This window comes from Acinetobacter sp. AYS6, assembly GCF_025630795.1.
Classification (GTDB): Bacteria; Pseudomonadota; Gammaproteobacteria; order Pseudomonadales; family Moraxellaceae; genus Acinetobacter.
On sequence record NZ_JAOTNV010000005.1, the window covers coordinates 35,876 to 58,994 of the forward strand.

Genomic DNA, 23,119 nt, shown 5'->3' on the forward strand with positions numbered 1-23,119 from the left:
CCTTTTCATCCTTAATTTAAGGTGACAGATTGATCTGTCACTCTGCCTTTTGCGGGTTAAATAGTCGGTCTTTAATAAATAACAATGGAATCACGCCACAGATAAAGTACGCAGCAGCCATCACCAAAAGCCCTAAGCCAATAGAACCGTTTTGAGATAGATAACCAATTGTTAATGGAGAGAAAATCGAAAGAACTTTACCAATGTTATAAGCTCCACCCACTGCCGAACCTCGAATTGAAGTCGGGAAACTTTCTGTCATATAGGTGGCATTAATTGCGTATGGAATACCGTAAAGGAAACCGAAGAACAGCATCATCCATAAAATATTGGTTGGTGTATTTAAATAGACAATGACCGGAATAAATAAGGCTGTACCAATGGTTCCAAATGCAAATACGGCACGGCGACCTAATTTGTCGGCAACAATCCCTGCAATCACTTTGGCAAACATCATAATCAGGAAAGTACCGACCATATACATGGCCATTTCTTTAAATTTGATGCCAAGATCAGACTCTAAATAAGCGGGTAACCAGTTACTTACGCCGTAATAACCAAACTGCAATGCACCAGTACTGATAATCCACAGCACAAACATGGTGCCATGTTTCTTATCTCTTAAAATTTCAAGATATGGGTTTTGACGTTTTTTAGGCTGGTTACTTTGAGCCACTTCTAACGCTTTTAACTGACGAGATTTTTTCCATGATTCAGGTTCAGGTACACAAAAGTGCATCAAAATTGACAACACCACAGGTGTAATTGCAATCCAGTATAAGAAACGCCAGCCATGTTCAGGAATAATATGTCCTGCTAATAAGGTCGCTAACAAAGAACCTAAGGTATAACCCGTCATGAGAGTCGCCAAAACAGTCGAGCGATGTTTTGTTGGCACCATTTCTGACATTAAAATATTACAAGCAATATAGAGCGCACCTAAACCCATCGCTCCAAAAGTTCTTAAAACTGCAAATTGCATATAAGAATCAGTAAAACCCAGTGCGCTGGTTAAAACTGAAGAATAAGCAATAAAGAACACAATAATACGGACCCGCCCAAAACGGTCACATGCCCAACCACCAATCAGGCCACCAATTGCTGAACCTAAAAGTGTTAAGCTACCTAATGTTCCGGCTTGAAGGCCAGTTAAATGAAATTCTGTTTTAAGACTGGTCAGGCTCAATGCCAAAAAACCTAAGTCTGCCCCATCACATAACAATGTTAAAAAAGCGAATATAAATGCGGTAATCCAAATTTTTTTTGGTGTCTGGATAGCTTCACTGCTAGCCGTATTTTGTGCAACTGTTTCTGTTGTCATGTCCATATCCTCAGAAGGAACATGAGGCATCCAATGCCTCATGGCATTTGTTTTTTATTAGGTAGTAGCTTCCCTAATCATGTTTTTGGCAATAATAATTTGTTGAACTTGCGTGGTTCCTTCATATAAACGGAACAAACGTACATCTCGATAAAAACGTTCAATGGCATATTCACTGATGTACCCTGCACCACCGTGAATCTGTACGCAGCGATCAGCAACTCGGCCACACATTTCGGTTGCAAACATTTTGGCGCACGATGCTTCTGTACTAATGTTTTCACCATTGTCACGGCGACGGGCTGCATCTAAAACCATACATTTAGCCGCATAAATTTCAGCTTTTGAGTCGGCGAGCATCGCTTGAATCAACTGGAAGTTTGCAATAGGCTGACCAAACTGTTTGCGCTCAATTGCATAATGAAGTGCGTCATTTAACATGCGTTCAGCAACACCCACGCTATATGCGCCAATGTGTAAACGCCCTTTATCAAGCACTTTCATCGCCGTTTTAAAACCCACACCTTCTACCCCACCGATCAGTGCAGAGGCAGGCACACGGCAATTTTCAAAAATCACGTCGCACGTATGTGAACCCTTTTGCCCCATTTTTTGGTCAATTTTTCCCAATGTAATGCCCGGTGTATTCGCTTCAACTAAAAAAGCTGAAATACCACCTGACCCTTTAATTTCAGGATTCGTTCGAGCCATTACAGTGAAAGTTGCAGCATGAGGTGCATTGGTAATAAAACGTTTGGTGCCGTTTAATACATAAAAACCGCCATCTTTTACGGCACTGGTTTTTAAAGATGCAGCATCAGAACCAGACTCAGGCTCGGTTAAACAAAATGAACCAATAATTTCGCCGCTCGCGTAACGCGGTAAATATTTTTGCTTTTGCTCTTCTGTGCCATCAATCAAAATTGCACTTGAGCCAATACCGTTATTAGTACCAATTAAAGAACGAAAAGCCGGTGAAGTTTGCCCAAGTTCAAATGCAACTCTGACTTCTTCTTCCATAGTGATGCCTAGGCCACCATATTCTTCGGGAATTGTAAGGCCGAATAAACCCAGCTCACGCATCTGCTGCACAATATCATCCGGAATTTTGTCTTTCTCTACCACTTCGTTTTCACGAGGGATCAATTCATTTTTTACAAAATCTCGAATTGTTGAAAGTAATTGCTCCAACATCCCTTCATCGCGGATCATCTGTGATCTCCCTTTTTATGTATTTCCATCGTACCCATCAGCCATCTCCAGCTTGTCTGGATACCATGTTTTAAATCTTGTTTACTGCGGATGTGTTTCATAGTACGAGAACAAAAATACAAATTTCAAGCTTTTTTGAAAATTAATTTCGTTTAACGAAATTTAAAAATGAGTCACCCCGAAATATCAAAGACTTACAATTCAATTAAGCTTTTAATAGCTCTATCAAACCAAATAAGACTTGAAATAAATTCCAAAATAAGCATCATAAAAGGAATATAGTTTTGACATGCGAAACAAGGAAATCAAAAATGAGTGGAATAACAGGGAACAATTTCGTAGAAATCGACTTTTCTATTCAAAAAATAGCGATTGTAAAAATAAACAGACCTGAAGCTAAAAATGCACTCAATACAGAAGTTCGCAAACAATTAGCTCAAGCTTTTACCGAATTAAGTTTTAACGATGAGATCAATGCAGTTGTGCTCACAGGTGGTGAAGAAGTCTTTGCCGCAGGTGCAGATTTAAAAGAAATGGCAAACGCAACTTCAACAGAAATGCTATTGCGTCATACCGAACGTTATTGGAACGCAATTGCCCAATGTCCTAAACCTGTGATTGCTGCTGTAAATGGTTATGCATTGGGTGGCGGATGCGAATTGGCAATGCATGCCGACATTATTATTGCAGGTAAAGGAGCAACCTTTGGCCAACCCGAAATTAAAGTCGGGTTAATGCCTGGTGCTGGTGGTACACAACGTTTATTCCGTGCGGTTGGTAAATTTCATGCCATGCGCATGATTATGACGGGTGCTATGGTGAAAGCCGAAGAAGCTTATATCATTGGTCTTGTTTCACAAGTCACAGAAGACGACCAGACGATTCCAACTGCCATCCAAATGGCGCAAAGCCTAGCAAAAATGCCTCCTATCGCCCTGCAACAAATTAAAGAAGTTGCGCTGATGAGTGAAGATGTTCCATTAAATGCCGGCTTAACGCTAGAACGAAAAGCATTCCAGTTGCTGTTTTCTACCGAAGATAAAAATGAAGGTGTTCAAGCTTTTATCGAGAAGCGTAAACCATCTTATCAAGGTAAATAATTTAAAAAGATAATAACAAGGGAATGAACATGACCAGAAAAGTATTGATTAGTGCAGGTGGTTCAGGGATTGGACGATGCATTGCCGAAGCATTTTTAAACAATAACGATGAAGTTTTCGTTTGTGATATTAGTACTAAAAGTTTAGAACAGTTTCAGAAAGACTATCCAAAGCTGCATATCTACACATGTGATTTGGCTGATCATGAGCAAATTAAGCTGATGTTTAGCGAAGCAACTCAGAAACTTGGCGGTATTGATATTTTAGTCAATAACACAGGCATTTCAGGCCCGACCATTGCCGCAGATGAGCTAAGTTTTGAAGACTGGAATACGGTCATTAATTTAAACCTGAATAGCACTTTTTTAATTACCCAGTTAGCCATTCCCTATTTAAAGCAAGCACAGGCAGGCGTGATTATTAATATGTCGTCTATTGCTGGCCGCTTAGGCTATCCATACCGTTTGGCCTATTCCACCTCAAAATGGGGACTGATCGGTTTTACCAAAACGCTTTCTATGGAACTCGGTGCAGACAATATTCGGGTTAACGCTATTCTTCCGGGTGCAGTAGATGGTGATCGGGTTCAACGCGTATTACAGGCCCGTGCCGATGTAGCCCATACCTCACTTGAAGAAGTGACTCAAAACGCACTGAAAAATCAGTCGCTCAAATATTTTGTTAATCCAAAGCATATTGCAGATTTATGCCTATTTTTAGCGTCAGATAGTGGTCGCTCAATTTCAGGTCAAATCTTACCCATTGATGGTGATAAACAGTGCTTAAGCTAAATCACCCAACCCTATTTTTTCGTTTAATTTCAAATTTAGATTAATCATCAGGATGATCGACATGACTTATGATATTAAAAGCATGGCTGTGATTGGTGTCGGTATTATGGGCAGTGGCATTGCTCAAATTGCTGCGCAGTCAGGTCATACCACTTATTTATATGATGCTAAAGCAGGTGCAGCAGAACAGGCTAAAGAAAAACTGGCTGCCACATTTCAAAAGTTAGTCGACAAAAATAAAATTACATCTGAGCAAGCTGCTCTAGCAAATAGCCATTTAATTGTTGCTCATCAAATTGAAGATTTAAAAAATTGCGACCTGATTGTAGAAGCAATTGTTGAACGCCTCGATATCAAACAAAGCTTGATGCAACAGCTTGAAGACGTCGTTTCAGACAATGCCATTTTAGCCTCAAACACCTCTTCTCTTTCTATTACAGCGATTGCTGCAAACTGCAAAAAGCCTGAACGGGTTGTGGGCTATCACTTCTTTAACCCAGTTCCACTCATGAAAGTGGTCGAAGTCATTCGTGGTTTAAAGACTGACCCACTTATTATTGATGCCCTAAATGATCTATCTCGCGCATTTGGTCATCGCCCTGTTGTGGCAAAAGACACTCCTGGATTTATTATTAATCATGCAGGTCGGGCTTATGGAACCGAAGCGCTCAAAATTTTAAATGAAAACGTTTGCGACATCAGTGAAATTGACCGAATTTTACGTGACGGCGTTGGTTTTAGAATGGGTCCTTTTGAATTACTCGATTTAACTGGTCTTGATGTTTCTCATCCAGTTATGGAATCTATTTATCACCAGTACTATGAAGAAGCCCGCTACAAACCAAACCCACTGACCAAACAAATGCTAGATGCCAAGCAACTTGGACGTAAGGTTAATCAAGGTTTTTATAACTATGAAACCGGTTCAAAAACAGGTGAACAACCTGCCAAGTTTGTAGAGCGTTTAGCTCAATATCCAAAAGTTTGGATTGCGGCAGATTTCCCTGAAGATAAAAAACAGCTCGAAGATTATTTAACTCAGCAAAATATTGCCCTAGACACCACCACCGCCCCCCAAACAGATAGCTTATGTTTACTTGCTTGTTACGGTGAAGACACAACTCAAGCGGTTACTCGCCTTGGGGTTAATCCTGCGCAAGCTGTTGCTATAGACATGCTTTATGGCATTGCAAAGCATCGAACCTTAATGCCATCACTTATTACCAAACCTGAATACCGACAAGCCGCTCACTCTATTTTCAATTTAGATGGAAATCTAGTGAGTATGATTAATGAAAGTATTGGCTTTGTTGCACAGCGTGTTTTAGCAATGGTCATTAATTTAGGCTGTGATATTGCGCAGCAAAATGTTGCCACTGTAGATGATATTAATGCCGCAGTACGTCTGGGCTTAGGTTATCCATTTGGTCCAATTGAATGGGGTGATCAAGTCGGCAGCGAAAAAATCTTACTCATTCTGAACCGTATAACAGCGCTTACGCATGACCCACGTTACCGCCCTAGCCCTTGGTTACAGCGCCGTGTCGCACTTCATTTACCTCTTACTTTTACTCACGAGTCTTGAAAAGGAATTTCTCAATGTTAAATGCATATATCTATGATGGTTTACGTAGTCCATTTGGCCGTCATGCAGGTGAACTTGCCTCAATTCGCCCTGATGATTTAGCCGCAACTGTCATTCAAAAACTACTAGAAAAAACTGGTGTTCCGGGTGCTGATATTGAAGATGTGATCTTAGGTGATACCAATCAAGCAGGTGAAGACAGTCGTAATGTGGCACGAAATGCATTATTACTTGCTGGTTTACCTGTTACTGTGCCGGGCCAAACTGTAAACCGTCTATGTGCCAGTGGTTTAGGTGCAGTAATTGACTCAGCACGCGCCATTACTTGTGGTGAAGGCGAGCTTTATATCGCAGGTGGTGTAGAAAGTATGTCACGTGCACCCTTTGTAATGGGTAAAGCAGAAAGTGCTTATAGCCGTGATGCAAAAATTTATGACACCACGATTGGCTCTCGTTTTCCAAATAAAAAAATTATTGCGCAGTACGGTGGTCATTCAATGCCTGAAACGGGCGATAACGTTGCAGCCGATTTTGGTATTAGTCGTGAGCAAGCAGACTTATTTGCAGCCCAATCACAAGCTAAATATCAAAAAGCCAAAGAAGAAGGTTTCTTTGCCGATGAAATTACTCCAATTGAGGTTTTCCAAGGCAAAAAATTACCCCCTAAACTCGTTTCAGAAGATGAACACCCTCGCCCAAGCTCAACGGTTGAAGCACTCACAAAGTTAAAACCACTCTTTGAAGGTGGCGTGGTCACTGCTGGTAATGCCTCAGGGATTAATGACGGTGCAGCAGCCCTCTTGATTGGTTCAGAAGCAGCAGGTCAAAAATATGGCCTAAAACCAATGGCAAAAATCTTGTCAGCAGCAGCTGCGGGTATTGAGCCACGCATTATGGGTGCTGGCCCGATCGAAGCCATAAAAAAAGCAGTTGCGCGTGCTGGGCTTACTTTAGATGACATGGATATTATCGAAATTAATGAGGCCTTTGCTTCACAAGTTTTATCTTGCTTAAAAGGCTTAAATGTTGATTTTAACGACCCACGCGTAAATCCAAACGGTGGCGCGATTGCTGTTGGTCATCCACTTGGAGCTTCTGGTGCTCGCCTTAGCTTAACAGTAGCTCGCGAGTTAATTCGCCGTAAAAAGAAATATGCAGTGGTAAGCCTCTGTATTGGTGTTGGTCAAGGTCTTGCGATGGTGATTGAAAACGTTTCATAACCATTGATCCAGATATCCATTCATCACAACAGCGCAGTGATGAATGGATTTATTTTGCAGAGCGAAATATAATGGCAAAACTATTGCTTTAATTATATTTGAGGATCGAATGTCTCAAAACACGGAAACTGAAAAACCAATAAATTTTGATGAGATACGTTTAGATCCTATTTCGCATATACATCGGGAAAATAACCCACAATTTATTGCTTCTTTAGCGCGCGGTTTAGAACTTTTAAGATGCTTTTCTGCAAATAATCAGGTTCTTGGTAACCAAGAATTAGCAAAAATGACAGGTTTACCTAAACCGACCATTGCACGTATTACCAATACCCTTGTGTCATTAGGTTATTTAAAACAATTGCCTAACTCGACCAAATATACATTAGATATTGGCGTTTTATCTTTAGGATATGCAGCATTATCTAACATCTCCATCCGTAATATTGCTCATCAATATATGGAAGAGTTGAGTCAGTATGTTCAAGCGCCTGTGGCGATGGCAACACGTGACCGATTAAATATGGTGTATATCGATGTTGTGCAAATTGAAACTGCATTAAATATGCGTCGCCCAATTGGTTCAACGTTGCCACTGCATAGTAGTTCAATGGGACGAGCTTGCTTAGCTGCTACTCCTGAACGTGAGCGCAACTTTCTACTCGATGCACTGAAACAAAAGAACCCAGAAAACTGGCCAGCCATAAAACGCTCTTTAGAACGAGCTTTCCGTGATTACCAAGATTATGGATATTGTTTGTCTTTAGGCGAGTGGCATAAAGAAGTGAACTCAGTGGCTGTGCCTTTGGTCAGCTCCAAACATGGTCTTTATGTTTTTAACTGTGGTGCGCCAAGTTTTCATTTAAATCCGGAAAAACTCGAAGGTGAAATTGGACCACGTTTAATTCATATGGTGCACAATATTCAAGATGCTTTGAATGAAACGCACTAACAACCTTCTTTAAAACAGTCATGGTTGTGTTGATTAAAGTTCCACTTTCATTGTGACTATAGGCATGATGAAAAACGCACTCTATACCCCAACCATTATTTTAATGGCAGTTGCAGCAGGCATTTGTACGGGCGGAAATTATTTTAGCCAGCCGCTCATTCATTCAATTAGTCTAAGCCTAAATTTAACTGAAACCACTACAGCATGGGTGCCTACTTTAGCGCAGATCACCTATGCGTGTGGCTTACTCTTTTTAATGCCCTTAGGGGACATAATAGAAAAACGCAAACTGCTCTTTATCTTTATGTTATTGGCTTCAAGCGGATTAATTATTAGCGGTTTTTCGCACAATATTTATCTTTTACTACTCGGCACCGTCATTACTGGTCTATTTTCAAGTTCAGCTCAACTGTTATTACCGCTTGCTGCAAGTTTGGTTCCGATTCAACAAAGCGGCCGTGTTGTTGGCTTTCTACTGAGTGGGCTGATGATGGGTGTTTTACTCGCCCGTTCCCTTTCAGGGTTAATGTCTACGCTTTTTGCGTGGAATATTATTTATCTGGTCAGTGGTTTTCTATTACTCATCATTGCCATTATTTTGCATCGTAATATCGGGTTATTTCCACCAACCAAATCTGAAAACTATGCGAAAACTATTCGTTCTTTACCACAGATTTTTATTCAAAATCATCGGTTAAGAACCAGAACTTACATTGGTAGTTTTACATTTGCTTGTGTAAGTTTAACCTTTACCACCATGTCGTTGCTTCTGGCTCCAGCGCCCTATTTTTTTAGTGACTTTACCATTGGCCTTTTCGGTTTTGTTGGCGTGTTAGGAACTTTCGTTGCTAATTTTTCAGGCAAATTTATTGATCAGGGCTATATTCATAAAATTTCGATTTTTTGCGGCATTGGGCTTATTGTAAGTTGGATTCTTTTTTCACTTTTACCCTACCATTTCGCTTTTTACATTATTGCTTTACTCATTCTTTACGCTTCTCTTTCTGCTGTACATGTCACCAACCAAAGTATTGTATTTAAACTTAATCAAGAATTACGCTCACGTTTTAACGCAATTTATATGACAGGTTACTTTGCAGGTGGAGCTTTAGGCACAACGGCAGGAAGCTACGCTTGGAAACACTTCGGATGGACAGGTGTATGTATTTTAGGCTTAATTTTTGCCGTTTTATGTCTTTATTATTGTGTGAGTGATGCAAAAAATCAGCACAATTAAAACTTGTGCTGATCTTATATAAATTAGGCTAATAGTTAATTAGAGGAGCTAGATTAAGTCCTATAAAAGCCCTAATAAACGTCCACGAATAATATCTTCTGCCTCTTTGACAATTCGGCTAACCAGTTCATCGCATGTCGGAATATCATGAATCAAGCTTGCCACCAACCCACACGACCATGCACCCGCATTGACATCACCATCGATCATGACTTTTGGATAGACGCCTGCAACCTCTTCAATAATATCTTCAAATTTAATGTTATCGCCGAGTTCTTTTTCTTTTGCCACGATTTTTTCTACAGCAGCATTATTCATGACACGTTCAGTGTTACGCAAAGCACGCATAATTAAACGCGTATCCCGTTCGGTTGCATTCAAAATCGCCTGTTTCACATTTGCATGTACGGGAGCTTCCTGAGTCGCAATAAAACGCGTTCCCATGTTAATTCCATCGGCTCCCATCACTAATGCAGCAGCGAGTGAGCGTCCATCTGCCATACCACCTGAGGCAACAAACGGAATTTCCAGTGCATCGGCAGCTAAAGGTAATAAAATCATGTTTGGTACGTCATCCTCACCAGGGTGGCCACCACACTCGAAACCATCTACAGAAACTGCATCGCACCCAATTTTCTGAGCTTTTAAGCTATGTCGAACCGAAGTACATTTGTGAATTACTTTAATACCAGTAGCTTTTAAATATGGCATGACTTGTTCAGGATTACGCCCTGCTGTTTCAACCACCTTTACGCCACCTTTAATGATTGCCTCTACGAAACCCGGATAATCAGGTGTATTTACTGTCGGTAAGAAAGTTAAATTTACCCCAAAAGGTTTATCAGTCATTTCTCGACAGCGGGCAATTTCTTTTGCTAAGTTTTCAGGAGTTCGCTGAGTCAGACCCGTAATAATGCCTAATCCACCGGCATTTGAAACCGCAGCTGCAAGCTCTGCAAAACCAACATAATGCATTCCACCTTGAATAATCGGATGTTCAATTTCAAATAATTCTGTAATTTTGGTCTTCATATTATTTCTACTCACTGTTTTATAGCTAGCTTCTCATTTCCTTAGCAGGGCTAGATACTCATTTATTCATAAATCCTGTAAACATTTTTAAACTTCCAAAAGCCTAAAATTTCACAATACAAAATTATATACCACAATATAAAACAAAATAATTGATAACGGAATTATTTTTAGATAGCATCACATTATTGAATTTAAAGTCTTAGTCAGAAATTTGTATGCAAATATTTGGTTTAAATCAACCATAAAGCAAATATTTTTCAAATAGTTAATTAAAAGGAATAAACGATGCAACAGGATGATAAGAGTCAAAATAAATTGATAACAGGCACAATTCAACAGCATTTAGATAACACTATATTAACGCTAACGATGAGCAATCCTGCCAAGAAGAATGCAATTAACTATGAAATGTATGCGACGCTAAGTCTGGCATTAGATGAGGCTGCAACCAATCAAGACGTTCACGTGGTTATACTTACTGGTGAGGGAGCTGCATTTACCAGTGGCAATGATGTCAACGCTTTCGAAACACGCAATACAACAAGTACTGAGCCGCCTTCTTCGATTGTTTTCTTAAAAAGTTTAGCAACGTTTCCAAAACCAATTATTGCCAAAGTAAATGGCGTGGCGATTGGTATTGGCAGTACCATGCTTCTACATTGTGACCTTGTATATGCAAGTCAAAACTCTATTTTTCAGTTTCCCTTTGTGAATTTGGGGCTTGTTCCCGAAGCTGGCTCAAGTTACATCCTACCGAGACTATTGGGCTTTGCTCGCGCTTCTGAAATTATTTTACTCGGCGAGAAATTTTCGGCAGAACAAGCAAAGTGCTATGGTCTAGTGAATGAAATATTTGAAGCAACTGAGCTTGATGAGGTGGTTGAAGACGTTGCAACCAAATTAGCCCATAAACCAAGCCAAGCATTACAGCTCAGCAAAAAGTTATTAAGAGACATGCCAATTGATGATCTACTCAATCGTATTGATCATGAATCGACTATTTTCTCGCATTGTTTACAAGGTTCCGAGTTTAAAGAAGCTCTAAGCGCTTTCCAAGAAAAAAGAAAACCGAACTTTCACAAGCAAGCACCCTAAAAATACACCTAATAAAAAGCCAGCTTTGAAAATCATTGCTGGCTTTTTATGAGTGGATTCGATACGTTTAACTAATCTCGGTACGAATATTATTCACCATATGCGAAAGACGTGGTGCAATATCTTCTTCGAGTTTTTCACGATTCATAATAAAACTTGGCCCGCCACAGTTGAAAACTAATAGACCATGTTGTTCATGAATCAGTGGAACAGCAACCGAGTTCACATCTTTATGCCATTCACCGATTGAAAAACAATATCCAAAATCTTGATAGTCTTTAAATGCTTTGTCTAGATCACGATTAATTTTAATCCAGTCTTCTTTATGCTTGCTACGAATGGCATCAAGCAAAAACTCTCTTTCATCTTCAGGCATTGCGGCCAAACAAGCACGTCCCATCGAACTTAAATGAATCGGTAAATACGTTCCGACTTGACGGCGCATGGTCATATTGCCTTTACCTTGTACCACGTCAAGATAAATCATATTCAGACGATCGCGTGTTGCCATGGCTACAGCAGCGCCAGCATAGTCTGCCAAATTTTTCATATATGGATGAGCAATAGAGCGAATCGATACGTTAGACAGCATCGAATAACCAAACGCAAGAACACCCACTGAAAGCTGGAATTTGCTTGAATTAGGTACTTGTTTGATATAACCCAAACGCGACAAGGTATGTGTAAGACGAGTAATGGTTGGTTTTGGCAAACCTGTCATTTGAGCAAGTTCTTGGTTACCCAAATGCTGATGCTTAGGCGTAAAACAACGTAATAGCTCTAAACCACGTGCTAATGCAGTAATAAATTGGCGATCATTTTCATCCTGCATGTCTTCAATCGGATGTAATAATTCATGTCTTAAAGGCGCTAATAATTTTTCTGTCTGTTCTGCATCTACTGCATCATTCATTGTCATACCAATCCACATTTTGTTTCGCACTGCGAAAATTATAATCTATTTTTTCTATAAATAGCAAAACAGCAAACATCTAAGTCTGCATCAAAAAGATAACTTCATTTAACTCATTAAAGCGAAAGATTAAATATTTTATTTTCTGATTTTAAATATAATTTTAACCTTCCGCTTTTAAGCCACTTACCCAATTACACCCTTGTCTTTGAGTTCGGCTAGTTTTTCAGGAGAAACTACTCGACCTAAAACCACTTGAGTATGTTCACCTAACAATGGCGGTGCGGTTTTGTACTCAACAGGTGTTCTAGAAAGTTTGATTGGTGAGCCAATTACCTTCAACTTTTTACGTTGAGGATGGTTCATCTCGACCAGCATTTCTCTGGCAATCACTTGTGGTTCTTGAAAAGCTTGTTCTAAATTATTAATGACCCCTACCGGAACTTTAGCTGCATAAATCGCATCTACCCATTCATCGGCTGTTTTTGTTAAAAAGTGAGTTTGTAAAATTCCGATAATTTCATCGCGATGTTTGATTCGGTCTGCATTTCTGGCAAAACGCGCATCATTGGGTAAATCGGATAACCCAATACTTCTACAGAGTTGAATAAACTGACTGTCATTTCCACATGCAATAATAAAATCACGGTCAGAAGCTTTGAACACTTGATAAGGCACAATATTGGCATGTGCATTACCATAACGTTTAGGGATATTACCCGATGAAAGATAATTCATTCCCTGATTTGCCATGGTGGCAATTTGAACATCAAGCAAAGCCATATCAATGTATTGACCTAGACCCGTCACATGACGGTTGAGTAAAGCCGCCTGTATGGCAATGGTAGAATAAAGTCCTGTGGCTAAATCGGAAAATGCGACACCTACTTTTTGTGGTCCGCCGCCTGGCAAATCATCGCGTTCACCCGTGACCGACATGAGGCCGCCCATGCCTTGAATAATAAAGTCATAACCCGGTTCTTCTGCTCTTGGACCATTTTGACCAAAACCTGTAATCGAGCAATACACCAGTTTAGGGTTAATGGCAGATAAAGACTCGTACTCCAAACCGTATTTTTTCAAAGAACCCGCTTTATAGTTTTCAATGACAACATCGGTGTCTTGAATGAGAGCTTTAATCAATTCTTGGCCATCTGGGCTGGCAATATCAATGGCTACCGATAATTTATTGCGGTTAGTGGACTGATAATAAGCCGCTTCTTGAGTGTCCTGACCTGAGTCATCTTTCATCCAAGGCGGCCCCCAAGAACGAGTATCATCACCTACTTTCGGCCTTTCAATTTTGATTACTTCTGCACCCAAATCGGCAAGAATCTGCCCACACCAAGGTCCAGCCAATACCCGACTTAAGTCAAGCACCCGAATTCCATTTAAAGCACCCATCTTCATCCCACTATATTTTGTGACTCATTTCCTATAGGAAAACTTATCCACTTAAAATTTCGCACAGCGATATATATTTTTAATATACACAGCTATTTTTAAAAATCAAACGTTAATTTTTCACTGGAAATAATGATTTTTCATTAAAAAATATAGCTTAAGTAAATCAATAAATTAGCCAATCACACATCAACAACCAAATACCGCAATGCGAAATTAATTTTCAAAATATATTGTTTTACGCTCATTCATTGATTACTATCGCTTCAAATATTGGTGATTTTACGAACATCACATTGATGTTTTTAGTATGTAGTAAAAGGACTAGACTATGATTCGAGATCAGGAAACCTTAGATCAACTTGTTGATATGATTCGACAATTTGTTGAAGGTGTATTAATTCCTCATGAGAATGAAGTCGCTGAAACGGATGAAATTCCTCAAAATATCATTGAACAGATGAAAGCTTTGGGCCTATTTGGTCTAACCATTCCTGAAGAATACGAAGGCCTTGGATTGACGATGGAAGAAGAGGTCTATGTCGCTTTTGAATTAGGTCGCACCTCTCCTGCTTTTCGATCTCTCATTGGAACCAATAATGGCATTGGCTCAAGTGGCCTGATTATTGATGGGACCGAAGCACAAAAATCATTTTTCTTGCCGCGTTTAGCACGTGGTGAAGTAATCAGCTCTTTTTGCCTAACCGAACCAGATGCAGGCTCTGATGCTGCCTCTTTAAAAACCAGCGCGGTAAAAGATGGCGATTTTTATATTTTAAATGGCACCAAACGCTTTATTACCAATGCTCCGCACGCTGGCGTATTCACAGTCATGGCACGCACAAACTCTGATATTAAAGGTGCTGGTGGCATTTCTGCTTTTATTGTCGACAGCCAAACTCCGGGTATTTCTCTTGGTAAACGCGATAAAAAAATGGGGCAAAAAGGCGCACATACCTGTGATGTCATTTTTGAAAATTGTCGTATTCCAGCCTCAGCACTCATTGGTGATGTTGAAGGTGTTGGTTTTAAAACTGCTATGAAAGTGCTAGATAAAGGTCGCTTGCATATTGCTGCTTTGAGCGTCGGCACAGCAACACGAATGCTAGACGATTCTTTAAATTACGCCATCGAACGTAAGCAATTTGGTCAACCCATTGCCGAATTCCAACTCATCCAAGCCATGCTTGCTGACTCAAAAGCCGAAATTTATGCAGCTAAATGTATGGTCTTAGACGCTGCACGCCTACGCGATGCGGGACATAACGTCAGCACTGAAGCTTCATGCGCAAAAATGTTTGCGACCGAAATGTGTGGCCGTGTTGCTGATCGCTGCGTACAGATTCACGGCGGTGCGGGTTATATCAGTGAATATGCCATTGAACGTTTTTATCGAGATGTACGTTTATTCCGCCTCTATGAAGGCACCACCCAAATTCAACAAGTGATTATTGCCCGAAATATGATTCGCGATGCGTCTTAATCAAATTTAAAGCACTTTAAAACGACTTGAAGTGCTTTCAATCAAATGTAGGTAATGGATTATGGCTACAAATTACAAAGAAGGTCTTTCTCGTATACAGCCTCATACGTGGAAAATAGCATTTATTTTTGCATTTCTGGCACTTCTGGTTGATGGTGCAGATTTGATGATGCTGTCTTATAGCTTAAATAGTATTAAGGCAGATTTTGGTTTAAGTTCAGTACAAGCCGGTATGCTCGGTAGTTTTACTTTGGCTGGCATGGCCATTGGCGGAATTTTTGGAGGATGGGCGTGCGATAAATTTGGGCGCGTGCGCATTGTTGTTATTTCTATTCTCATTTTTTCACTGTTAACTTGCGGGCTTGGCTTTACCCAAAGTTTTCTTCAGTTTGGTATTTTAAGATTTTTTGCATCACTGGGTTTAGGTTCACTTTATATTGCCTGTAACACCCTCATGGCTGAATATGTACCGACTCGTTTTCGCACCACCGTTCTTGGAACCTTACAAGCTGGCTGGACCGTAGGCTATATTGTTGCAACCTTACTTGCAGGCTGGATTATTCCTGATCATGGCTGGCGCATGTTGTTTTATGTTGCGATTATTCCAGTCATTATTGCTGTTCTCATGCATATTCTTGTGCCAGAACCTTTAGCTTGGCAACAGTCTCGACTACAGCAACCTAGTCTTACTCAAAATAATGAAAAAACGTCAGCATTTAAGCTTATTTTTCAAGATAAACGAAACCGCAATATGTTTATCTTATGGGCATTAACAGCGGGCTTTTTACAATTTGGCTACTATGGCGTAAATAACTGGATGCCGTCATACCTTGAAAGTGAACTCGGTATGAAATTTAAGGAAATGACTGCCTATATGGTGGGCACCTATACCGCCATGATTTTAGGTAAAGTTCTTGCGGGCATGATGGCAGATAAATTAGGACGTCGTTTTACCTATGCCTTTGGTGCCATTGGTACTGCTATTTTCCTACCGCTCATCGTCTTTTATAACTCACCAAGCAACATTCTATATTTACTGGTCACCTTTGGTTTCCTCTACGGCATCCCTTATGGCGTAAACGCAACTTATATGACCGAAAGCTTTGCGACAGCTATTCGCGGTACGGCCATTGGCGGTGCTTACAATGTGGGTCGTTTAGGCGCTGCTTTGGCACCTGCAACAATTGGCTTCTTAGCATCAGGCGGTTCTATTGGTTTAGGTTTTTTGGTCATGGGGTTTGCATATTTGATTTGCGGCGTGATACCGGCCCTATTTATTAAAGAAAAATTATATGACCCACAAAAGTCGTAAAGAATTCCATCACAAAACATCACATAGGTCATATGCCTATATGCGGTGATGGTTCTAACGATCTAAACATGTGTTCTAGATTGTTAGAAAGAAATAAGGAGCGACCTCACAAGGCTGCTCCTTATTTCCAAATATGTAGAGTTTATTTACTCTTCATTTTAATTTTTTAGGTAAGCTTAGTTCCCAAGGGAGCTAAGCTTAAAAAATATTTGTCTGGATATTTATTTAAGGTCGTTCGCCCTGCCCTAAACGACGTTCAATATCATCTAAAACATTTGGTAAATCAGCGACACTATCAATTACATAGTGCGCACCTGACGCATTCATTTTTTGGTAAGCCTTATCTTTTAGAATGATCTGCTCATCAGCCGATAATGCACTCCACTCGTCAAAGCTTAAACCGACTTCGTTACCGCTAACTGCAAGACCCACCGTCCAGCATCCAGCATTTAAACCTTCATCAATACCTACTACGGTATCATCCACTTTCACAACAGTTTTAATGTCGGATACGTCGAGTTGAATTAGGTTTTTCCATAACATTTCAGGATATGGACGACCAAATTTCACGTCGCTGGCAGTCACGATACAGTCTGGTCGATAGCCCTGATCGGCAGCATCTTTGACCAATCTTCCAATCATCATTGATGCATAACCTGTGTTACTACCAATTTTTGCACCACGCTTTTTAATATTTTCAAAAGTCGCCAATGCACCCGGAATTAAAGCCGAACATGTTGGAATCGATTTTAATTGATAAGGAATAAAGTCTTTATATAAACGGTCAATATCTGCTTCAGTTGCCGCCTGACCATATACGTCCTGCCATGCAGCTGCCACGCGTGGCATTTTTAAAACAGCAGCAATATGGTCACGTTTTTCTAAACCCATTGGAGCACGCGCTTCTTCAACCGTAATTTCAACTTTATTGTCTTTAAATAAAGCCATAAAAGCTAAAATTGGTGCGCGTGAACCAAAATCTACAGTTGTGCCAGCCCAGTCAAAAACAACAGCTTGAATTTGTGTATTGTTGGTTGTCATGGTGTATTCCCTTTAATTCAAATGTTTTAATAAAAGTTATGCTGTTACCGCTTGATTTAGATGGCTTTCGCAGTAACTCGCAATCGCAGTAAGAAGTCCTTGAATGTCCTGTACATAAACTTCGCCAATATTGCCAATACGGAAACAGTTAAGGTCAGTGACTTTGCCCGGATAAATTACATAGCCTGATTTTTTTAGCGTTTCATAGAATGACTGAAAGCTGAATGTTTCGGCTGTCGGATAAAGAAAAGTGGTGATAATTGGGGATTGGGGTGCTTGATTACCTAATACCAATTCAAAACCTAGTTGCTGCATACCTTGCGATAAGGTTTTTTGGTTCTGTAGATAACGTTGATAACGTGCAACAACTCCGCCTTCTGCCTCAAGCTCAAGCAATGCTTGATAAAATGCACGCACCACATGGGTTGGAGAGGTAAAACGCCATTTACCGTTATGTTGCTCCATCGTGTTCCACTGGTCGTATAAGTCGAGGCTGACCGAACGTGCCAAACCTTTACATGCTTCTAGGCAGTCACGCTTCGCCAAAATAAAACCAAAGCCCGGAACACCTTGAATACATTTATTTGCACTTGAAATTAGAAAATCAATTTCAAGCTCAGCCATATCCATTGGCACACCGCCAAATGAACTCATAGCATCCACAATCCAGATTCTTCCTGCTGCTTTCACCAAACGGCCAATGTCTTGAATCGGGTTTAAAATTCCGGTGGTGGTTTCACAGTGCACACAAGCAACATGGCTAATAGTTTTGTCTTCTAAAACACGTTCAATTTCTTGTAAATCGGGTGTCTGAGTTTCTAAATAGTTCAGTTCTACAACGTCAATATTTAGGCAACGCGCCATTTGCACCATGCGTGCACCATATGCGCCGTTATTGATAATCAAGATTTTGCCATCACGTGGAATAGCTGATCCAAGTACAGACTCCACGGCAAAACTACCACTGCCTTGCATTAACACAGCCGTATATTTTTCTGGTTGGCTGGTTGCTAAGTTGACTAGACGAGAGCGAATATCTTGTACAAGCGAATTATATTCTTGGTCCCACGTACACCAGTCTTTTTGCATGGCACGGCGTACTGTCGCGGATGTTGATAACGGGCCTGGAGTCAGAAGCAAATACTTGTTCTCTAAATCCATATCGAGCTGGGGTTGCATGTTCATAATGTTACTCATTTCTTTCGCGTTAATTTCAATATACATCAATCTGGTTTAAACCAGATGACAAACTAGTAAATATTTTGTTCTAATACTTCTTTCATAAACCCAGCCCCTGTGGTCATGCCTTTGCCAGCAATCGCACTCACCAGAAAGATGTTTTTCTCAGCTTCAGTGACGCAGGCCAACTCATGTTCATGAGTCAGGTAATAACCATTCCAGCGTTTTTGAATTGGAGGTAAAGTCAGCCCTAAGTTTTCGTGACAGTAAGCTTGGATAAACTCATTAATATCTTCACGCTGCTCGAACTGTGGCGCTTCATTAATCGAATGATATTCGTGGCTATCGCCCACAATCAGTTCGCCAAATTCGTTTTGTTTAATCAGAATATGGATACCGAATTCTTTAATGAATCCCTGTTGTGATGCTTTAACTAGCTCATGATGACTTGGGCAAATTTCAAAGGCTGGATAACGTGAAATAGATAAGCCTGAATAAAGAGAAGCATTTAATTTTTGGTGAAACGGTTGAGTCAGAGCCATTTGTAGGCCACAACGTTTTAGATTCAAGCTTTGTAAAAGATCTGGATATAAAACATCGATGACTTCACCGTGGCAGATCAAAACTTTATTTGCCCGATATGCCTCGCCACTTGCCAAACGAACCTGACAACTTTCCTGCTGATATTGGGTTTGAACAACACAGGCATTGGTATAAATCTCTACACCGTTTCTTTCGGCATATGCCAACAGTCGCTGCCCAATCACATGCGGTTCGACCGAATAATCTTCTTCAAACACCAAACCGCCTTGAAACTGCTGCGAAGGATTTAAATAAGAAAATTGGATGACCAATTCCTCATGGCTAAGCAAATGAACTGGAAATTGATAGTTATTTGCACGCTCGGCAAACTCATTTAAAACCTGCCATTCAAGTGCCGTGTTTGCCAGATAAACACCTTGTCTTTGCTCAAATGAAATATCGGTTTCAGCCTGAATGCGTTGATAAAAAGAACGCGTTTCAAGTGCGTACTTTCGCCACTGTTGCTCTGGATGGGTTAATGTCGAGGTTCCGACCATGCCAAAATTACGGCGAGTTGCCCCCACTGGTTTAGCATTTTTCTCAAAGATACAGACTTTTAAGCCTTGCTCTTGCGCCTGTATGGCAGCGGACAAACCTAAAATACCGGCTCCGACAACAATTAAATCAAACTGTACGTGATTCATAAGACTTCCAATTTGCGAAATTGAGGATGAATAAACCCTTACCTTGTTGAACAAAGCATTTCGTTTCAGTCGGTTAAATAAAAATTGTGTTTAGCTAAACATCACTTAGTGGGAGCTTTCGCGCCATTGTTGGCTTCTTGCCATAATTTTTCGGGTAAATAACCAATGAATGAGTTTTACAACACATGAGGTGGTTAAAATTAGAATGCTCATGGCAACAGCAGCAACCGTGTCTCCCGCATCATCCATATTTAAAACAGCTACCGCGGCTAAACTGGTGTCTGGTGAATAGAGGAAAATAGCAGCCGACACAGTGGTCATGGCATTCACAAAAACATAGACTGATACATCGCATAGCGCTGGAAAGCACATTGGCAAATATATTTTCCAAAAGGTTTTCCACTTTGATGTTCCTAGAGTTTGTGCTGCCTGATCGAGTTGTAGCGGAATTTGTTTAATGGCATTGGTTAAAGTGAGGTGTGGCACGGTGTAATAATGCACGATGGTTGAAATCACCAAAATGGTCATGGTTCCATACAGCACATTTAACGGGTTGCTTTGCTGGTTAAAAAACAAAATGTAGGCAATACCTAGAACTAGCCCCGGCACAGCGAGTGGCAGTAAAACCAAAGCTTGCACATAGTTTTTAATGAGTGGATGTGCTTTAAAACGTTCGGTTAATAGTGCCACCATAAAAATCAGTGCTGTTCCAAAAACCGTACTAAAGAGTGCCATTCGAACCGAGTTGAAGTACGCTGCCCAACCACCGCCATCGACATATTCAAAACTGTAATGTGCCAAGGTCAAAGACAAATCGTATGGCCAAGACTGAATAAATGAAGCCAACACCGCAGTAAAGATAATCAGTAAAATCGCACCTGAAACCAAACCACAGAATATGCTTAGAACAACTTCAAGTTTTTTATTCGATGCAGAGACATAAGGTTTAGCCTGAAAAGCTTGAAAACGTGAATGGCGTTTGCTTTGTATGCGATCAAAAATGAACACAAAAACTGCGGGTAGCAATAATAAGATAGAAATGACCGCACCCATGCTCATGTTTTGCTGACCAATAATCTGTTTATAGACATCAAGCGCCATCATGTTAAATGAACCGCCAATGACTTTTGGAATCCCAAAATCGGTTAGCACATAAATGAAGGCCACCAGACTTGCGCTGATGAGTCCATAACGAATTGCAGGTAGCGTGACATGATAATGCGTCTTCCAGATATTTTTGCCGAGCGACAAAGACGCCTCAATTAAACGCTGATCAACGCTTCGAAATGACACCATCATCAACATTAAAATTGCTGGAAATAGCCAAAAGCAGTAACTAATTAAAATACCGATTGGGCCATAAATTTGTATGTCGCCCAGTAAAGGTTTAAACACACTTTGCTTACCAAACAAATAAACCAATGCTAAAGAAGGCAAAAGTGATGGGGCTAAAATGGGTAAAAAAGCGACCACTTTAAAGAAACCTTTGCCTTTTATGTTGACGTTGGTCAGTGCAAAAGCATAAATACTGGCAAGAAATACTGTAATGACAGTAGCAGTACAAGCCACCCACACTGAGTTAAATACAGAGCTGAGTAAAGCTGGGCTTGCAAAGTAATTATAAAAATTTTTAAGGCCAATAAAATTTTGATTTTCATCAAAAAATGCACTTTGAAATAGCATCATTAAGGGAGCAATAATCGCTAAAGTCAAAGCAATTGCGACGGCTGCTAAAGCAATATTTGATCTTAAAGAGTATTCAGTCTTTCGACGCGGCTGTGTTTTTAAAACCGCTGAAGCAGCTTCATTTAACATAGTGCGTACCCTTGTTCGTCAAAGACATGAATGAGTTGATTAGGTACTTTTATAAACATCAGTTCTTGCAAAGTTTTGAACTTTGTATTTTCGATTTCAATTTGCAAAAGGTGTTTTGCCTGCTCAATTCCATCGATATGAATGCTACAAAATAAACGACGTTTGGCACCTAAAAATTCAGTGCTTAATACTTTAACTGGTAAATACAACGACTCTTTATCACTGCCAAAATCATCAACCAACTCGACAGCTTCGGCTCTAAAACCCATGCTGTAGTTTTGCCCTACTTTAAGTTTTTGCTGCTCCAAATTTAGAGGAATAAAACCTAAAACCTCGAGCTGATTGACTACTGAACAAGTGGCTGTCAAAAAGTTCATGGTGCCAATAAACTTTGCAACGAAACGAGTTTGTGGCTTGTAATAAATATTGTGCGGCGTATCAATTTGCTCAATGATGCCATGATTCATCACCACAACACGGTCAGAAATGCTTAATGCTTCTTCTTGATCGTGCGTGACCATAATGGTCGGCAAATTAAGTTGTGATTGAATCGAACGAATCTTTTGTCTCAGGTTCAGACGTACCTGAGCATCAAGCGCAGACAATGGTTCATCTAGCAGTAAAATATCAGGCTTCGGTGCAATTGCCCGAGCAAGCGCAACACGTTGCTGCTGTCCACCCGACAATTGATTTGGATATTTTTTAGCAATATCGGGTAATTCAATCAGTTCTAATAACTGCTGAACTCGTTGACTACGCTGTGTCTTATCCCACTTTTTTTTGTCTAGTCCAAAAGCAATATTTTCTTCAACATTTAAGTTTGGAAATAATGCATAGTTCTGAAACACAATGCCATAGTGACGCTTTTCAGCACTCAGCAATGTAATGTCTGTGCCTTTTTTTATGACTTTTCCATAATCAGGTTTTTCTAGACCCGCAATTATGCGCAGCAATGTGGTTTTACCGCATCCAGAAGGCCCCAAAAAGCTAACGAACTCGCCGGCTTTCAGGTCTAAATTAATATGACTTAGGGCCTGAAAGTGTTGGAACTTTTTTTGAATATCCACCACTTCTAAAACCGAAGGGCCATGTTCAGGATATTTATAGGTCGTTAAGGTCGACAATAAATGCCCTGCTAAATCGCTCTTTTGGTTTTGACCTAGCAGCGATGATTGCAATGACGAAGGAATTTGCATAA

19 protein-coding genes are annotated in these 23,119 nt (G+C 40.3%); 9 read left to right on the forward strand and 10 right to left on the reverse strand.

Going from position 1 to position 23,119, the window contains the following annotated elements:
• Window positions 1-37: 37 nt before the first annotated feature.
• Both OD757_RS04860 and OD757_RS04865 read right to left on the reverse strand, forming a co-directional pair.
• Window positions 38-1,321, reverse strand: coding sequence for an MFS transporter (locus OD757_RS04860; RefSeq protein ID WP_263031039.1), 1,284 nt, complete (start codon window positions 1,319-1,321; stop codon window positions 38-40).
• Window positions 1,322-1,378: 57 nt separating this feature from the next.
• Complete coding sequence (locus OD757_RS04865; RefSeq protein ID WP_263031040.1) at window positions 1,379-2,533, reverse strand: acyl-CoA dehydrogenase family protein; 1,155 nt, start codon at window positions 2,531-2,533, stop codon at window positions 1,379-1,381.
• 311 nt (window positions 2,534-2,844) lie between these two features.
• On the opposite strand from OD757_RS04865, the gene OD757_RS04870 reads away from it, so the two are divergent.
• The 6 genes from OD757_RS04870 to OD757_RS04895 all read left to right on the forward strand — a co-directional run bounded on the left by OD757_RS04870 (window position 2,845) and on the right by OD757_RS04895 (window position 9,418).
• Window positions 2,845-3,633, forward strand: a complete 789-nt coding sequence (locus tag OD757_RS04870) for an enoyl-CoA hydratase (RefSeq protein WP_263031041.1) — start codon at window positions 2,845-2,847, stop codon at window positions 3,631-3,633.
• A gap of 29 nt (window positions 3,634-3,662) precedes the next feature.
• Entirely contained in the window at window positions 3,663-4,424 is a 762-nt protein-coding gene (locus OD757_RS04875; RefSeq protein ID WP_263031042.1) for an SDR family oxidoreductase, read from the forward strand.
• Between the two features lie 61 nt (window positions 4,425-4,485).
• The gene (locus OD757_RS04880; protein WP_263031043.1) at window positions 4,486-6,009 is read left to right on the forward strand and encodes a 3-hydroxyacyl-CoA dehydrogenase; all 1,524 of its coding nucleotides are present in this window, start codon (window positions 4,486-4,488) and stop codon (window positions 6,007-6,009) included.
• Between the two features lie 14 nt (window positions 6,010-6,023).
• Window positions 6,024-7,229 carry a 3-oxoadipyl-CoA thiolase gene (locus OD757_RS04885; protein WP_005069941.1) on the forward strand — a complete coding sequence of 402 codons (1,206 nt, stop codon included), beginning with the start codon at window positions 6,024-6,026 and terminating at the stop codon, window positions 7,227-7,229.
• Between the two features lie 109 nt (window positions 7,230-7,338).
• On the forward strand, window positions 7,339-8,181 hold the full coding sequence (locus OD757_RS04890) for an IclR family transcriptional regulator (RefSeq protein ID WP_009391028.1): 843 nt from the start codon (window positions 7,339-7,341) through the stop codon (window positions 8,179-8,181).
• Between the two features lie 64 nt (window positions 8,182-8,245).
• Window positions 8,246-9,418 (forward strand): MFS transporter, encoded by a 1,173-nt coding sequence (locus OD757_RS04895; RefSeq protein ID WP_263031044.1) that lies wholly within the window; start codon window positions 8,246-8,248, stop codon window positions 9,416-9,418.
• A 60-nt stretch (window positions 9,419-9,478) separates the two neighbouring features.
• Here the strand turns inward: OD757_RS04895 and OD757_RS04900 are convergent, their stop codons facing one another.
• Complete coding sequence (locus tag OD757_RS04900) at window positions 9,479-10,450, reverse strand: NAD(P)H-dependent flavin oxidoreductase (protein ID WP_263031045.1); 972 nt, start codon at window positions 10,448-10,450, stop codon at window positions 9,479-9,481.
• A gap of 288 nt (window positions 10,451-10,738) precedes the next feature.
• On the opposite strand from OD757_RS04900, the gene OD757_RS04905 reads away from it, so the two are divergent.
• The gene (locus tag OD757_RS04905) at window positions 10,739-11,548 is read left to right on the forward strand and encodes an enoyl-CoA hydratase (protein WP_263031046.1); all 810 of its coding nucleotides are present in this window, start codon (window positions 10,739-10,741) and stop codon (window positions 11,546-11,548) included.
• A 67-nt stretch (window positions 11,549-11,615) separates the two neighbouring features.
• Here OD757_RS04905 and OD757_RS04910 read toward each other — a convergent pair whose 3' ends face one another.
• Complete coding sequence (locus OD757_RS04910) at window positions 11,616-12,461, reverse strand: IclR family transcriptional regulator (protein WP_034678384.1); 846 nt, start codon at window positions 12,459-12,461, stop codon at window positions 11,616-11,618.
• A gap of 186 nt (window positions 12,462-12,647) precedes the next feature.
• A complete protein-coding gene (locus OD757_RS04915; protein ID WP_263031047.1) occupies window positions 12,648-13,865 on the reverse strand; it encodes a CaiB/BaiF CoA transferase family protein in 1,218 nt (405 codons plus the stop codon).
• Window positions 13,866-14,196: 331 nt separating this feature from the next.
• Here OD757_RS04915 and OD757_RS04920 point away from each other — a divergent pair, with 331 nt between their 5' ends.
• Together OD757_RS04920 and OD757_RS04925 are read left to right on the forward strand one after the other, a co-directional pair.
• Entirely contained in the window at window positions 14,197-15,348 is a 1,152-nt protein-coding gene (locus tag OD757_RS04920; RefSeq protein ID WP_263031048.1) for an acyl-CoA dehydrogenase family protein, read from the forward strand.
• 61 nt (window positions 15,349-15,409) lie between these two features.
• Complete coding sequence (locus OD757_RS04925) at window positions 15,410-16,660, forward strand: MFS transporter (protein ID WP_009391056.1); 1,251 nt, start codon at window positions 15,410-15,412, stop codon at window positions 16,658-16,660.
• Window positions 16,661-16,885: 225 nt separating this feature from the next.
• Here OD757_RS04925 and phnX read toward each other — a convergent pair whose 3' ends face one another.
• From phnX to OD757_RS04950, 5 genes are all read right to left on the reverse strand, one after another.
• A complete protein-coding gene (gene phnX / locus OD757_RS04930) occupies window positions 16,886-17,701 on the reverse strand; it encodes a phosphonoacetaldehyde hydrolase (protein ID WP_263031049.1) in 816 nt (271 codons plus the stop codon).
• A 36-nt stretch (window positions 17,702-17,737) separates the two neighbouring features.
• Window positions 17,738-18,925: a 2-aminoethylphosphonate--pyruvate transaminase gene (gene phnW, locus OD757_RS04935; RefSeq protein ID WP_263031526.1), complete on the reverse strand. Its 1,188-nt coding sequence runs from the start codon at window positions 18,923-18,925 to the stop codon at window positions 17,738-17,740.
• Between the two features lie 26 nt (window positions 18,926-18,951).
• Window positions 18,952-20,106: a TIGR03364 family FAD-dependent oxidoreductase gene (locus OD757_RS04940; RefSeq protein ID WP_263031050.1), complete on the reverse strand. Its 1,155-nt coding sequence runs from the start codon at window positions 20,104-20,106 to the stop codon at window positions 18,952-18,954.
• A 105-nt stretch (window positions 20,107-20,211) separates the two neighbouring features.
• Window positions 20,212-21,921: a putative 2-aminoethylphosphonate ABC transporter permease subunit gene (locus OD757_RS04945; protein WP_263031051.1), complete on the reverse strand. Its 1,710-nt coding sequence runs from the start codon at window positions 21,919-21,921 to the stop codon at window positions 20,212-20,214.
• The gene (locus OD757_RS04950) at window positions 21,915-23,117 is read right to left on the reverse strand and encodes an ABC transporter ATP-binding protein (protein WP_263031052.1); all 1,203 of its coding nucleotides are present in this window, start codon (window positions 23,115-23,117) and stop codon (window positions 21,915-21,917) included. Before OD757_RS04950 ends, OD757_RS04945 begins: the two co-directional genes overlap by 7 nt.
• Window positions 23,118-23,119: the final 2 nt, after the last annotated feature.